This window comes from Rhodovulum sp. DZ06, from assembly GCF_050586345.1.
In the GTDB taxonomy this organism is placed as follows: domain Bacteria; phylum Pseudomonadota; class Alphaproteobacteria; order Rhodobacterales; family Rhodobacteraceae; genus JBOCEF01.
Genome location: NZ_JBOCEF010000054.1, coordinates 14,137 through 28,017 on the forward strand (window position 1 = coordinate 14,137; position 13,881 = coordinate 28,017).

The following is a 13,881-nucleotide window of genomic DNA, read 5'->3' on the forward strand; positions in this document are numbered from 1 at the left end:
TGACTTCGAGGGGGAGGGAAGGGGAGGCCTCCCCTTCCCTCCCCCTCGAAGTCACCCCTCGAATTCCACCAGCAGGTCCTTGGCGTCGACCTGCGACCCGGCGGGGGCGTGGACGGCCTTCACCACGCCCGCATGTTCGGCATGGATCGCGGTCTCCATCTTCATCGCCTCGATGGTCAGCAGCATGTCGCCCGCCGCCACCTTCTGGCCCACCGACACGGCGACCGAGGCGATCACGCCCGGCATCGGCGCCGGGACATGGGCCGGGTTGCCGTCCTCGGCCTTCGGGCGCCGCGCCACCGCCGCAGAGGCGGAGCGGTTCGGCACCACGATGGAGCGCGGCTGGCCGTTGAGCTCGAAGAACACCCGCACGGTGCCTTCATCCGTGGTCTCGCCCAGCGCGACCAGCAGCACCTGCAGGGTCTTGCCGCGCTCGAGCTCGATGGCGATCTCTTCGCCCTGCTCCATGCCGTAGAGGAACACGGGGGTGGGCAGCACGCGCACCGGGCCGTAATCGTCGTGGCGGGTCATGTAGTCGGTGAAGACCTTCGGGTACATCAGGTAGCCGCAGAGATCCTCGTCATCGATCTTCATGCCGCCGAGCTTGGCCGAGGCCTCCTTGCGCGCGTCCTCAAGGTCGATGGGCGCGGCGTGAAGGCCGGGGCGGTCGGTATAGGCCTCGCCGTCCTTCAGGGCCTTCTTCTGGATCGCCGCGGGCCAGCCGCCCGGGGGCTGGCCGAGATCGCCGCGCATCATGCCGATGACCGAGTCCGGGAAGCTGATGTCCTTGGCCGGGTCGGTGACGTCATCCACCGTCAGCCCGCCCGCGACCATGGACAGCGCCATGTCGCCGACGACCTTGGAAGACGGGGTCACCTTCACGATGTCGCCGAACATCTGGTTCACGTCGGCATACATCTTGGCGACCTCGTGCCAGCGCTCCTCCAGCCCCATCGAGCGCGCCTGCGCCTTGAGGTTGGTGAACTGGCCGCCCGGCATCTCGTGCAGGTAGACCTCGGAGGCGCCCGCCTTCAGCTCGGACTCGAAGGCCGCGTATTGCCAGCGCACGGCTTCCCAGTAATCGGAGATCTCGCGGATCGCGGCGGGGTCGAGGCCGGTGTCGCGGTCGGTGAAGCGCAGCGCCTCGACGATGGAGCCGAGACAGGCCTGCGAGGTGAGGCCCGAGAACGCGTCCATGGCCGCATCCACCGCGTCCACGCCCGCCTCGGCGGCCGCAAGGATCGTGGCGCCGGCGATGCCCGAGGTGTCGTGGGTGTGGAAGTGGACGGGCAGGCCCGTCTCCTCCTTCAGCGCCTTCACGAGGATCCGGGCCTGGGCGGGCTTCAGCAGCCCGGCCATGTCCTTGAGGCCGAGGACATGGATGCCCGCGGCCTGCAGCTCCTTCGCCATGCCGACATAGTATTTCAGGTCATACTTGGCGCGGGCCGGGTCGAGGATGTCGCCGGTGTAGCAGATGGTCCCCTCGAGGACCTTGTCCGTCTCGAGCACCGCGTCCATGGCGACGCGCATGTTCTCGACCCAGTTGAGGCTGTCGAAGACGCGGAACACGTCGACGCCGCTGTCGGCGGCCTGGTGCACGAATTTCTGCACCACGTTGTCGGGATAGTTGGTGTAGCCCACCCCGTTGGCGCCGCGCAGCAGCATCTGGGTCATCAGGTTGGGCATGGCGGCGCGCAGGTCCCGCAGGCGCTGCCAGGGGCATTCCTGGAGGAACCGGTAGGCCACGTCGAAGGTCGCCCCGCCCCAGCACTCCATGGAGAAGAGCTGCGGCAGCTTGTGCGCATAGGCGGGCGCGGCGGCGATCATGTCGAAGCTGCGCATGCGGGTGGCCAGCAGCGACTGGTGCGCGTCGCGCATGGTCGTGTCGGTCAGCAGCAGGCTTTCCTGCGACAGCATCCAGTCGGCCACGGCCTTCGGCCCGCCCGCCTCGAGCAGCTGGCGCGTGCCCGCGGGGGGCGTCGCGTCGGGGACCTGCGGCGCGCGGGGCGGCTTGGCCCAGGCCGGGGGCCTGGCGCGGCCCGCGGCCTCGGGGTTCCCGTTGACGGTGATGTCGGCGATGAAGGTCAGCAGCTTGGTCGCCCGGTCCTTGCGGGGGGCGAAGTCGAACAGCTCCGGCGTCTCGTCGATGAACTTGGTGTGGTAGGTCATGTCGAGGAACTGCGGATGCTTCAGCAGGTTCTCGACGAAGGCGATGTTGGTGGCGACGCCGCGGATGCGGAACTCGCGCAGGGCGCGGTCCATGCGGGCGATGGCCTCGTCCGGGGTCGGGGCCCAGGCGGTGACCTTTTCCAGCAACGAGTCGTAATAGCGGGTGATGACCGCGCCCGAATAGGCCGTGCCGCCGTCGAGGCGGATGCCGAAGCCGGTGGCGCCGCGATAGGCGGTGATGCGGCCATAGTCGGGGATGAAGTTGTTGGTCGGGTCTTCCGTGGTCACGCGGCACTGGAGCGCGTGGCCGCGCAGGAAGATCGCGTGCTGGCCGGGCACGCCGGTGGCCTCGGCGATCGAGGCGCCCTCGGCGATGCGGATCTGGGCGCGGACGATGTCGATGCCGGTGACTTCCTCGGTCACCGTGTGCTCGACCTGCACGCGCGGGTTCACCTCGATGAAGTAGAACTTGCCGTCGGCCATGTCCTGCAGGAACTCGACCGTGCCGGCGCATTCGTACTTGGCGTGGCGGGCGATGCGCAGGGCGAGCTCGCAGACCTCGGCGCGCTGTTCTTCGCTGAGATACGGCGCGGGGGCGCGCTCGACGACCTTCTGGTTGCGGCGCTGAACGGAACAATCGCGCTCGAACAGGTGGACGACCGAGCCGGCCTTGTCGCCGAGGACCTGGACCTCGACATGGCGGGCCTTGAGGATGAGCTTCTCGAGATAGCCCTCGCCATTGCCGAAGGCGGCCTCGGCCTCGCGGCGCCCGCCGCGGACCTTCTCGGCGAGCTCATCGGGGCCCATGATCGGGCGCATCCCGCGCCCGCCGCCGCCCCAGCTGGCCTTGAGCATCAGCGGGTAGCCGACCTCGTCCGCCATCTTCGCGACGGCGCCCATGTCATCGGGCAGCACCTCGGTCGCCGGGACCACGGGGACGCCCGCGGCGATGGCGGCGCGGCGGGCGCTGGCCTTGTCGCCGAGCATCCGCATCGTCTCCGCGGTCGGGCCGATGAAGGCGATCCCGGCCTCGCGGCAGGCGTCCACGAACTCGGGGTTCTCGGACAGCAGGCCATAGCCGGGGTGGATGGCGTCGGCGCCGGACTGCTTGGCGACGCGGATCATCTCGGGGATCGAGAGATACGCCTCGACCGGGCCCATGCCGGCGCCGATATGATACGCCTCGTCCGCCTTGAAGCGGTGAAGGCCCAGCCGGTCCTCCTCGGCATAGACCGCGACGGTCTTCTTGCCCATCTCGTTCGCCGCGCGCATGACGCGGATGGCGATCTCGGATCGGTTGGCGACGAGGATCTTGTTGAAGGTCTGCATGGTCTCTCCGGCCCTCCCGCAGGCGCTGTCACGCAATAGTCGTAGCATGGGAGAGGCGCGCTGCAACGAAATGTTGCAGCGCGACATGATCTTGCCGGAACGCGACGCCTGTCGTCAGAATGTTCGCCGCGAAGGGGTCAGGTTTGCGGAGAGGTCAGAACCACGCCGCCTCGCATTCAAGCGCGGTGCGATCCACGCGGTCCAGAAGATCGCATTGCGTGTGAATCATCGGCAGGTCCTGGACGAAGAAGAACCGGGCGGCGGCGATCTTGCCCTGCAGCATGTCGGCCCGGGCCGCGTCCCCCGCGGCCAGCGCCTTGCGCGCCGCCACCGCCTGGCGCAGCCAGATCCACGCCACGGTCACGTGCCCGAGCATATCCAGGTACACCGCCGCGTTGGCGAGCGCGGGGGCGGCGCCCTCGGTCCCCATCGCCTGCATGAGGGCCTTGGTGGTCGCGGTGGCCCGCTCGGCCGCCTTTTGCAGGTCGGTCGCCATGTCCGCCAGCGCCGCGTCCTGCGCCGCCTCGGCCACCGTGGCGCCGATCGCCTCCATCAGCGCGGCGTAGCAGGCGCCGTTCTTCTGGCGCACCTTGCGGCCCAGCAGGTCGAGCCCCTGGATGCCCTTGGTCCCCTCGTGGATCGGGTTGAGGCGGTTGTCGCGGTAGAGGCGCTCGACCGGGTAGTCGCGGGTATAGCCGTAGCCGCCATGGACCTGGATGGCGATGTCGTTCGCCTCCAGCGCCCAGTCCGAGGGCCAGGACTTGATGATGGGCGTCAGCACGTCGAGGAGGAGTTCGGCCTTTTCCGCCGTCTCGGGGTCGGCGGAGCGCATGTCGTCGACGAGGCGGGCCGAGGAGATGCAGAGCGCCACCGCGCCCTCCGCGTACGCCTTGGCGCGCAGAAGCTGGCGGCGCACGTCCGGGTGCTCGATGATCGGGATCATCGGCGCGGTGGGATCGCGCCCGTCGAGGGGACGGCCCTGGGGGCGCTCCCTGGCGTAGTCGAGCGCGTGGAGGTAGCCCGCATAGCCCAGCGCCGCGGCGCCCGCGCCGACGCCGATCCGCGCCTCGTTCATCATGTGGAACATGCAGGCGAGGCCCTCATGCTCCGGCCCCACCAGCCAGCCGACGGCGCCGTCCTTTTCGCCGAAGGCGAGGGCGCAGTTGGTGGTGCCGCGATAGCCCATCTTGTGGTTGAGGCCCATGAGCTGGACCTCGTTGCGCGTGCCGTCCGGCAGCACCTTGGGGACGCAGAACAGCGAGATCCCCTTCACCCCCGCCGGGCCGCCGGGGATCTTCGCGAGGACGAAATGGACGATGTTCGGCGTCAGCTCATGCTCGCCGCCCGAGATCCACATCTTGCGGCCCGTCAGGCGATAGGTGCCGTCCGCCTGCGGCTCGGCCCGGGTGGTGATGTCGGCCAGCGACGATCCCGCCTGCGGCTCGGACAGGCACATGGTGCCGAAATATGTCCCGTCGATCAGCTTTTGCAGGTAGCGGTCCTTGAGCTCCTGGCTGCCATGGGCGTTCAGCATCCCCGCCGCGCCCGCGGTCAGGCCCACGTAAGCGAGCGTGGCGATATTGGCCGAGGCGAAGACCGTGCGGATCGAGGAGGCGACGGAGAGCGGCAGCTGCATCCCCCCGAGCTCCGCCGCGAAGCCCATGGTGGTGAAGCCGTTCTCGACATAGGCGCCCAGGGCCTCCTGCACCTCGGGGATCATGTGGACCCGCTCGCCGTCGAAATGCGGCTCGTTGGCGTCGGCCTTGGCGGCGTGGGGCTGGAACTTCTCCTCGGCCAGCTTCAGCGCCGTCTCCATCATCGCGCGGATCGTGTCGCGGTCATGCTCGGCATAGCGGGGACGGGCGAGCAGCTCATCGAGGCCGAGCATGTCGTCGAGGATGAATTCGAGGTCCTCGAGGCGGGCGATGTTGGGCATGGTCGGGGCTCCTCCGCTGGTCCCTGTGGCCCGCGGTCCTCGCCGGGGCGTTTGTTGCGGAACGTTGTTCCACATCGAACGAAAGTCGGCAATGCCCGAGGCGGGGTCTGACGTGGCGTCAGGATTGCGGGGGGGCGCGCTTGCGGGTCAGGCTTCCGCTCCGCGTATGGCCGGCTCGAGGGGGGCGGGAGGGGGAAAAATGCAGGAAACAAGGGCGAAGACCGGCGCGACGGCGCGCGAGGAAGCTGTTTTCATCGAGGCGCCGGGGGGCGCGCCGTCCGAGCCGTCGCGGCCCGGGGGCGCGACGCTGGCGGGGCGGCTGTTCCTGCCCGCGGGGGCGCCGGTTGCGGCGGTGGTGCTGCACGGCGCGGCGGGGGTTCCGCGGGATTACTACGCGGCCTTCGCCGAATGGCTGGCGCGGGAGCGGGGCGCGGCGGCGCTGATCTACGCCTATCGCGGCTGCGAGGCGCGGCAGAGCCGGTCGGCCCTGCGCCGGTCGCAGGTGGGGATGGTGGACTGGGCGCTGCATGACCAGGGCGCGGCGCTGGCGTTCATGGCGGCGCGGTTCCCGGGCGCGGAGCTGCGGGTGATCGGGCATTCGATGGGCGGCTTCGGGACGATGCTGCATGGCCGGGCGGACGCGGTGGCGCGGCTGACGGCGGTGTGCTCGGGCCCGGCGCTGTGGACGCGGGCGCGCGGGGCGGCGCGGGCGCAGGCCTTCGGGTTCTGGCACGGGCTGGGCCAGGCGGCGCTGATGTTCCACGGCTACATCCCCGGCAAGCTGTTCGGGCTGGGCGCGGACCTTCCGCCGAACGTCTATCGCGACTGGCGGCGCTGGTGCACGGGGCCGGACCTGCACAAGGGCGACTGGGGCGGGGCGCTGCCGATGCCCGCAGATCCGCCCTTCTCGGGCAGGCTGACGCTGGTCTCCGCCGCCGATGACGACACCATTCCGACCGCGGTGGTCGAGGACATGGCGCGGTTCTATCCCGGCGCCTCGGGGGTCGAGACGCGGGTGATGGACCCGGCGGCGCTGGGGCTGGAGAGCGTCGGGCATATCGGCGGCTTCAGCAGGCGGGCGGCGGCGGCCTGGCCGATGATCGCGGACTGAGGCGCGGGCGGGGGGCGGCGCGGGCGGGGGGCGGCGCCCCCGGGGGGCCTGCTGGGCCGGACCCCGGCCCCGGCCCCGGAGAGGACGCCCTGGGCGCAGCGGGCGCCCGCCGGCGCTTGCCCGGCGAGGCGCCGTGGGCGGCGGATGACCGGCGCAAGGATGACACGCGCAAGGATGACTAGCGTCGGGAGGACAGGCGGCTAGCCACGGGCCGCGCGCCTCCGGACGGGTTCGGCGCGGCCCCGGGCGTCGGCGCTGCGGCCGGGCTCGGGGGGCGCGCGGCCCCCGCTCGCCCGCCCGCGCCGCGCCCCTTGCGTCTTGCTTGCGGCGGGCGTTGCGCCGGGCGCGGCTCAGGCCACCCGGCGCCCGGCGGCGGGGGGCGCGTCCTCCTCCGGCTCCGCCAGCGCGCCGAGGCCGCCGCGCCGCTGCGCCGCGCGCACCAGGGCCGCCGCCTCGCGCCGCTTGAGGTCGCGGCGGGCGAGCGGGCCGGGCGTCGCCTCGGGGGCGGCGAGCTCGGGGCGCACGGCCAGGAGGCGCGCGAGATCGGCCTGCGGCAGGGTGCGGCGGGCATAGGGGCCGGGATGGAAGCTCTCGGCCCCCATCCCCTCGGCCCGCAGCAGGTGATGCCCGTCGAGCATCAGCGCGTGGTAGTCCACCGTGCGGACGCCGCGGCGCGGGGCGATGCCGGGGGCGCCGCAGAGGAAGCCGACGGCGCTGAGGACCTCGAGGGGCTCTCCCCCGCCCTCCGGCTGCGCCTTGCGCCCGCCCTTGCCGCGCGCCTCCATCGCCGCCGCCGCCCAGGGGGCCAGCCGCAGCAGCACCCGGTGGCGGGGCGAGAGGTCCACGTCCCGCTCCGGCAGGCCCGGGCCCAGCGCGCCTGCGGCGACGCGCACCGGGCGGTCGCGACTCTCTCCCCTCGGAAGCCAGAGGCTGCGCCGCGCGATCCAGCGGATCGGCCGCGGCCCGGCATCGTCGGTCAGCACCATGTCGCCCTCGCGCAGCGCCTCGACCAGCCGCGGGCCGGAGGGCGTCGCGATGCGCCCCCCCGAGGCGAAGCAGACGAAGGAGAGGTCGTCGCGGGTGTCGAGGAACAGGCCGCCATAGTCGGTCTTGGTCACCCCCGTGACCTGGAAGGTGTCGATCGCCTTCGAGGCCAGCGTCGCGTCGGTGTCCGCGATCAGCAGGAACACCTTGCCGGTCTGGTCCTGGATCACCGCGAAGGAGCTGTTGTAGGTCGTGCCGTCGTGGAAGGTCACCAGCGCGGTGACCGCGGCGCCGGTGTCGACCTGGGTGGTCACCGGCCCGCCGCCGATGTCGTAGGAGATGGTGTCGGGCGCGCCGACCTGGTTGCTGTCGACCTCGAGATTGTCGGGCTCGTCGCTCGTGGCCGTCAGGGCGGCGTCGTGCTTGAACAGCGGATCGGCGGCCGAGCCCCAGGTGCGGATCAGCGCGTTGGGATTCTCGGCGCCGAGAACCCCTTCATCCGTGTCGATATCGGCGATCGTCCCGAGGTAAAGGGCCGACCAGGTGAAGGTCGCCATGCGCGGCCGCTCCGCATTTGCGTCGAAAGCGCGGGGAGCGTCGCGTAAATTGGTTTCCGTGCCGTGAAGACGGCGGCGGGGCGCGCGCGGCGCCCCGCCGGGGAGCGATCAGGCGGGGCGTCAGTCCTCGATCACGAAGACATGCAGCGCGACGGGTCCATGGGCGCCGAGCTGCAGCACCTGGCCGATATCGGCCGAGCGCGACGGGCCGGTCACCAGGTTGACGGTGCGCGGCAGCGCCCCGCGGGCCCGCAGAACCTCCCACACGTCGTCGAGCCCGCCGAGGATCTCGGAGCGCTTCAGGGCGACGAAATGCGTCTCGCCGAGGAAGGTCAGCGTCACCGGGTTGTCGGGGCCGGAGACCAGCGCCAGCGTGCCGGTCTCGGCCGAGGCGGCGGCGGCGCGGGAGAGCGTCGCGGGCTCCTCGATCCGGCCGACGCCGGAGGAGGCGTCGAGGCCGGCCCAGTCGAGGCCGGTCAGCTCGGGGTCCGCGCCCATGCGGATGGCGGCGGGCAGGTTGCGCCCGCGCAGCGCCTCGGAGAGGGCGGCGGGGAGCGCGTCCAGCGACGGGATGCGGTCCCAGGTCCCGTCCACCGCTTCGAGCTTCTGGAGGAACTGCGCCACCCGCGCCTCGCCCTCGAGCGTGGCGGCGGCGGGGGTGGGGGCGCGGCGGGTTCCGGCGGCCGCGAGGCGGGCCTCGGCGGCGGCGCGGCGGTCCGACATGGAGCGCCCGGCGGCATGGGCGGAATCCTCGGCCCCGCGGCGCACGCGGGTGAGGATGCGCTGGCGCGCGGTGTCGTTGGCGGTCCCGGTCATCGACGGCGCCCTCCCTTCCACTGGTCCATGAAGCCGCCGCCCTTCTCGGGGGCGGGGAAATCGCGGATGCCGGTCCAGCCGCCCGCGAGCGGCAGGGACTTGGCCTTGCCGTCCTTGGAGAGCAGCCCGATCCCCGTGCGCGCGGCCTTCACCGCCATGCGATAGGCGGCGGGGTGCTTCGCCAGCCAGTTCCACGCGGCGAGGCCGTTGCGCATGGCGTCGGGCTGCAGGTTCTTCTCGAACTCCCGCTCCCGCCACGACCGCATCATCTTCGGCAGCGGGATGTGCATCGGGCACACGTCCTGGCAGCGGCCGCAGAAGGTGGAGGCATTGGGCAGCTGGCCGCCTTCCTCGACCCCGATCAGGGACGGGGTCAGCACGGCGCCCATGGGCCCCGGATAGACCCAGCCATAGGCGTGGCCGCCGACCGCCTGGTAGACCGGGCAGTGGTTCATGCAGGCGCCGCAGCGGATGCAGCGGAGCATCTCCTCGAACTCCGAGCCGACCATGGCCGAGCGGCCGTTGTCGAGCAGCACGACATGGTATTCCTCGGGCCCGTCCGGGTCTTCCTGGCGGCGGGGGCCGGAGGAGAAGGTGGTGTAGACCGACATCTCCTGCCCCGTCGCCGAGCGGGCGAGGACGCGCAGGATGGTCGAGGCGTCCTCGAGGGTGGGGACGATCTTTTCCAGCGAGGCCATGACGATGTGGACGCGCGGGAGGGATTGGGAGAGGTCGCCGTTGCCCTCGTTCGTCACGATCACCGACTGGCCGGTCTCGGCCACCAGCATGTTGGCGCCGGTGATGCCGACCTCGGCCTCGAAATACTTCTCGCGCAGGATGCCGCGGGCTTCGAGGAGGAGGGTGTCGAGGCCTTCAAGGTTGCGGTCGCGCGGAAGATGCGTGTGGTGCTTGCGGAAATCGGCGCGCACCTCGGGGACCGTGACATGCACCGCGGGGGCGATGATGTGGGACGGCGCCTCGCCGCGCAGCTGGATGATGTATTCGCCGAGATCGGTCTCCACCGGGCGGATGCCGTTTTCTTCCAGGTGCGCGTTGATCCCGCACTCCTCGGAGATCATCGTCTTGCCCTTGTTGACCGTCTTCGCGCCCGCCTTGCGGCAGATGTCGAGGACGATGCGGCGGGCGTCCTCGGCGGTCTCGGCCCAGTGGACATGGCCGCCGGAGTCGTTCACCTGGCGCTCGTAATGCTCGAGATAGATGTCGAGATTGGCGAGGACGTGGTCCTTCACCTCCTTCGCCGCGTCGCGCATCGCGTCGAATTCGGGCAGGCCCGCGCGGGCCTTGGCGCGCTTGGCGACGAAGTTTCCGCGGGCGCCGCGCAGGGCGCTCTGCAGGTTCTGGTCGCGCAGCGCGTCATGGGCGTTCTTGTTGAAGGCCTTGGAGGTCGGCTCGTGGACGCTCATGCTCACTCCTCCCCGATCGCGGGCGTGTCGGTCATCCCGGCCAGCACCTCGGCCACGTGGCGGGCCTTGATCGACAGCCCTTCGCGCGAGGCCTTGCCGGCGATGTTCATCAGGCAGCCGAGATCCCCGGCCAGCACCAGGTCGGCGCCGGTTTCGGCGGCGTTGCGGGTCTTGTCCCCGGCCATGACGCCCGAGACCTCGGGGTATTTCACGCAGAACGTGCCGCCGAAGCCGCAGCAGACGTCGGACTCCTGCATCTCGCGCAGCTCCAGCCCCTCGACCGAGGCGAGGAGCGCGCGCGGCTGGTCCTTGATCTTCAGCGACCGCAGCCCCGAGCAGCTGTCATGATAGGTGGCGGAGCCGGAGAGCGCCGCCTCGACCCCCGTCATGCCGCGGATGTCCGCCAGGAAGCTGACGAGCTCATGCGTCTTCGCGGCCAGCGCCTCGGCCCGCGCGCGCATCGGGTCTTCGGCGCGGAACATCTCGGGATAGTCCTTGATCATCGTCGCGGCGCAGGAGCCGGACGGGAGGACCACGTAGTCATAGCCTTCGAACGCTTCGATGGTGCGGGCGGCGAGGGCGGCGGCCCCGTCCCGGTCGCCCGAGTTCCAGGCGGGCTGGCCGCAGCAGGTCTGGCTTTCGGGGACGTGGACCTTGCAGCCCGCTTCCTCGATCAGCCGGACGGCGGCGAAGCCGACCGAGGGGCGGAAGGCGTCCACGAGGCAGGTGACGAGGAGCGCGACGTCGGGCGCGTCTGCGCCCGGCTGTGCGGCTCCCCCGGCGGGCGCGGCGGCTGGCTGGGTCATGGCGGCTCTCCCTGTCCGCGCGCGCCGCGGGGCGGACGCGCGACGGCCGCCTTGCACCCGGCGGCCCGATTGGTCATTTTTCCTTACCAATCCGCCCTGCCCCGCGCAAGCGCTCCGGGCGGGCGCGGCGGCGTGGGAAGCCGCGGGGAGGGCCGTTTCACGGGGAAGCGGAGGCATTGCGGGTTGCATTTCCGGCCCCGTGCGCGTAAGGCCGCGCGGCGCGACGCTTACACCCCTGGAGGATCGTTGCGCGCCGCGGGGCGCATCCGCCCCGGCGGCTTCCAAGTTATCAAGGAGATGCGACATGGCCGAGATGCCGATTCTCGAAGCCACCGGCCGCGAAGGCGTGGGCAAAGGGGCCGCCCGCGCTGCGCGCCGTGAAGGCCTGGTTCCCGGAGTGGTCTACGGCGGCGGGCAGGACCCGATCGCCATCAACGTGAAGCACAACGAGCTTCTCAAGATGCTCAAGGCCGGCCGCTTCATGGCCACCCTTCTGAACCTGAAGGTGGACGGCAAGGACACCCGCGTGATCTGCCGCGCGGTGCAGAAGGACGTGGTGCGCGACCTGCCGACCCATGTCGACTTCCTGCGCCTGTCCGAGAAGTCCCGCATCAACCTCTACATCCCGGTCGAGTTCATCAACGATGAAGCCGCCCCGGGCATCAAGAAGGGCGGCGTGCTGACCGTGGTCCGCAACGAGGTCGAGCTGCGCGTGACCGCGGGCGCGATCCCCGAGAAGCTGACCGTGGACATGACCGGCCTGAACATCGGCGACGTCGTGCACATCAACGACATCGAGCTGCCGAAGGGCACCCGCCCGACCATCGACCGCAACTTCGTGATCGCGAACATCTCGGCCCCGTCGGGCCTGAAGTCGTCCGAGAACGAAGAGGGCGAAGAGGGTGAAGGCGAAGAGGGCGGCGAGGAGTGATCCCGCCGCGGCGCGCCCGGCGCGCCGCCTGACGCCGACCATGACCGCCGAGCATGACCGCCGCGCGAGGGAGACCTTGCGCGGCGGTTTTCGTTTGCGGGGTGGGGCGCGGGGGGGGGCGGAGCCCCCGGGGAGCCCGCGGGGTCGCAAATGAAACCAGGGGCGCAGACCAGAAAGGGGGCGGGCGTTTTCGTTTAAACTTGACCTTCGCCGGGCGCTTCCTTTGGTGTGCCGGTCATTCATCCGGGGAGAGACGACGATGACCGCAAGAACTTCCACCCTTCTCGCCGCCGCGCTGGGCCTCGGGCTCGCCGCCGGGGCCTCGGCCGCGCCCGCCACGTTCGACCTGGCCTGGGAGGGGGTGGGCAACGGCGCCTCCGCCACCGGTTCGGTCACCCTCGACGACGCCGTGTTCTCGGCCCCCGCGGGGGTGTGGTACGGCAGCCTCGGGAGCGGGCTGGCCATCACCGCCTTCGAGATCACCGTCTCGGGCGCGAGCGTGGGCGACGGGACCTTCGGGCTGTCCGATTTCACCGAGTTCGGCTTCTTCTTCACCGCGCCGCTGGACCCGACGATGGAGCTGGTGGGCCAGCCGCAGGCCTCGGGCGTCTTCGGCGAGATCAACGAGGAGAGCGATTTCGGCTTCCAGAACGTGATCGGCTCGGCGGCGCCGGTGTCGGTGTGGTATTTTACCATCCAGACCAATGGCGGGACCGGGGACGAGCTGGCGCTGACCTCGATGGCGCCCGCCCTGGCCGCCGACGTGCCGCTGCCGGCCACGGGGCTGCTGCTGGCGGCGGGGCTTGCGGGCGCCGCGGCCCTGCGCCGCCGGGGCTGAGGCCCCGCCTGCCGCGCGCCCCCCGCGATCCCGACGCCCCGGCCGCCGCGCCGGGGCGTCCTGCGTTCCGGCCCGTCGCGCCTCCGCGCGCGGGGTTGGACCCGGCCGCCGTTTGCCCGTACAAGCCGGGCGCAGACGGCGGCGCGATCAAGGCGGGAGGCTCCCCATGCAGCTCTGGGTCGGACTGGGCAATCCGGGCGCGAAATACGCGAACACGCGGCACAATATCGGCTTCATGGCCGTGGACCGGATCGCGTCCGACCACGGCTTCGGCCCGTGGCGCGCGCGCTTCAGGGGCGAGATGGCCGAGGGGCGGTTCGGCTCGGACCGGGTGATGCTCCTCAAGCCCATGACCTTCATGAACCTCTCGGGCGAGTCGGTGGCCGAGGCGCTGCGCTTCTTCAAGCTGGAGATGGACGCGCTGACGGTGTTCCACGACGAGCTGGACCTCGCGCCCGGGCGGCTGAAGGTGAAGCATGGCGGGGGCCATGCGGGGCATAACGGGCTGCGCTCGATCCACCAGCACCTGGGGCCGGAATATCGGCGCATCCGCATGGGCATCGGCCACCCGGGCGACAAGCGGCAGGTGAGCAATTACGTGCTGCACGATTTCCACAAGGCGGACGAGGGCTGGCTCGATGACGAGCTGCGCGGGATCTGCGACGGCGCGCCGAAGCTGGCCGCGGGCGACGACGGCGGCTTCATGAACGCCGTGGCGCTGCGGATGCCGCAGCCCGAGAAGAAGCCGAAGAAGCCCGCCGCCGAGGCGCCGAAGCAGAAGAACCCGGCGCAGCGGCCGACGGGGGCGCCGAGGGGCGTGGACGCCAATGACGCGGGCGAGCTGAACCATGCCGAGTTCGCGGCGCTCTCGCCGCTGGAGAAGCTCAAGCGCAGGTTCCGCTGAGGGGGGACGCGGGGGGGGGGGGGGGGGGGGGGGGGGGGGGGGGGGGGGGGGGGGGGGGGGGGGGGGGGGGGGGGGG

The 13,881-nt window shown here is 71.4% G+C and carries 10 protein-coding genes; 4 read left to right on the forward strand and 6 right to left on the reverse strand.

Annotation, left to right across the window (positions count from 1 at the left end; translation table 11 throughout):
• Positions 1 to 51: 51 nt before the first annotated feature.
• On the reverse strand, positions 52 to 3,498 hold the full coding sequence (gene pyc, locus ACQ5SO_RS18455) for a pyruvate carboxylase (RefSeq protein ID WP_430943114.1): 3,447 nt from the start codon (positions 3,496 to 3,498) through the stop codon (positions 52 to 54).
• Between the two features lie 154 nt (positions 3,499 to 3,652).
• Positions 3,653 to 5,434 (reverse strand): acyl-CoA dehydrogenase, encoded by a 1,782-nt coding sequence (locus tag ACQ5SO_RS18460; protein WP_430943115.1) that lies wholly within the window; start codon positions 5,432 to 5,434, stop codon positions 3,653 to 3,655.
• A 199-nt stretch (positions 5,435 to 5,633) separates the two neighbouring features.
• On the opposite strand from ACQ5SO_RS18460, the gene ACQ5SO_RS18465 reads away from it, so the two are divergent.
• Entirely contained in the window at positions 5,634 to 6,545 is a 912-nt protein-coding gene (locus ACQ5SO_RS18465; RefSeq protein WP_430943116.1) for an alpha/beta hydrolase family protein, read from the forward strand.
• A 350-nt stretch (positions 6,546 to 6,895) separates the two neighbouring features.
• On the opposite strand, the gene ACQ5SO_RS18470 is transcribed toward ACQ5SO_RS18465, so the two are convergent.
• The 4 genes from ACQ5SO_RS18470 to ACQ5SO_RS18485 form a co-directional block, all read right to left on the reverse strand.
• Entirely contained in the window at positions 6,896 to 8,086 is a 1,191-nt protein-coding gene (locus ACQ5SO_RS18470) for a Hint domain-containing protein (RefSeq protein ID WP_430943117.1), read from the reverse strand.
• A 120-nt stretch (positions 8,087 to 8,206) separates the two neighbouring features.
• Entirely contained in the window at positions 8,207 to 8,902 is a 696-nt protein-coding gene (locus ACQ5SO_RS18475) for a LutC/YkgG family protein (RefSeq protein ID WP_430943118.1), read from the reverse strand.
• Entirely contained in the window at positions 8,899 to 10,326 is a 1,428-nt protein-coding gene (locus tag ACQ5SO_RS18480) for a LutB/LldF family L-lactate oxidation iron-sulfur protein (RefSeq protein ID WP_430943119.1), read from the reverse strand. The genes ACQ5SO_RS18475 and ACQ5SO_RS18480 overlap by 4 nt, the downstream gene beginning before the upstream one ends.
• A 2-nt stretch (positions 10,327 to 10,328) precedes the next feature.
• On the reverse strand, positions 10,329 to 11,132 hold the full coding sequence (locus ACQ5SO_RS18485; protein ID WP_430943120.1) for a (Fe-S)-binding protein: 804 nt from the start codon (positions 11,130 to 11,132) through the stop codon (positions 10,329 to 10,331).
• A 304-nt stretch (positions 11,133 to 11,436) separates the two neighbouring features.
• Here ACQ5SO_RS18485 and ACQ5SO_RS18490 point away from each other — a divergent pair, with 304 nt between their 5' ends.
• From ACQ5SO_RS18490 to pth, 3 genes are all read left to right on the forward strand, one after another.
• Positions 11,437 to 12,063, forward strand: a complete 627-nt coding sequence (locus tag ACQ5SO_RS18490) for a 50S ribosomal protein L25/general stress protein Ctc (protein ID WP_430943121.1) — start codon at positions 11,437 to 11,439, stop codon at positions 12,061 to 12,063.
• Positions 12,064 to 12,322: 259 nt separating this feature from the next.
• Positions 12,323 to 12,901 (forward strand): PEP-CTERM sorting domain-containing protein, encoded by a 579-nt coding sequence (locus ACQ5SO_RS18495; protein ID WP_430943122.1) that lies wholly within the window; start codon positions 12,323 to 12,325, stop codon positions 12,899 to 12,901.
• 166 nt (positions 12,902 to 13,067) lie between these two features.
• On the forward strand, positions 13,068 to 13,805 hold the full coding sequence (gene pth, locus ACQ5SO_RS18500; RefSeq protein WP_430943123.1) for an aminoacyl-tRNA hydrolase: 738 nt from the start codon (positions 13,068 to 13,070) through the stop codon (positions 13,803 to 13,805).
• The last annotated feature ends 76 nt before the right edge of the window (positions 13,806 to 13,881 follow it).

Bases quoted from the DNA above. Each gene is read 5' to 3' on its own strand.
- pyc (WP_430943114.1), bottom strand. From the start codon at position 3,498: ATGCAGACCTTCAACAAGATCCTCGTCGCCAACCGATCCGAGATCGCC.
- ACQ5SO_RS18460 (WP_430943115.1), bottom strand. From the start codon at position 5,434: ATGCCCAACATCGCCCGCCTCGAGGACCTCGAATTCATCCTCGACGAC.
- ACQ5SO_RS18465 (WP_430943116.1), top strand. From the start codon at position 5,634: ATGCAGGAAACAAGGGCGAAGACCGGCGCGACGGCGCGCGAGGAAGCT.
- ACQ5SO_RS18470 (WP_430943117.1), bottom strand. From the start codon at position 8,086: ATGGCGACCTTCACCTGGTCGGCCCTTTACCTCGGGACGATCGCCGAT.
- ACQ5SO_RS18475 (WP_430943118.1), bottom strand. From the start codon at position 8,902: ATGACCGGGACCGCCAACGACACCGCGCGCCAGCGCATCCTCACCCGC.
- ACQ5SO_RS18480 (WP_430943119.1), bottom strand. From the start codon at position 10,326: ATGAGCGTCCACGAGCCGACCTCCAAGGCCTTCAACAAGAACGCCCAT.
- ACQ5SO_RS18485 (WP_430943120.1), bottom strand. From the start codon at position 11,132: ATGACCCAGCCAGCCGCCGCGCCCGCCGGGGGAGCCGCACAGCCGGGC.
- ACQ5SO_RS18490 (WP_430943121.1), top strand. From the start codon at position 11,437: ATGGCCGAGATGCCGATTCTCGAAGCCACCGGCCGCGAAGGCGTGGGC.
- ACQ5SO_RS18495 (WP_430943122.1), top strand. From the start codon at position 12,323: ATGACCGCAAGAACTTCCACCCTTCTCGCCGCCGCGCTGGGCCTCGGG.
- pth (WP_430943123.1), top strand. From the start codon at position 13,068: ATGCAGCTCTGGGTCGGACTGGGCAATCCGGGCGCGAAATACGCGAAC.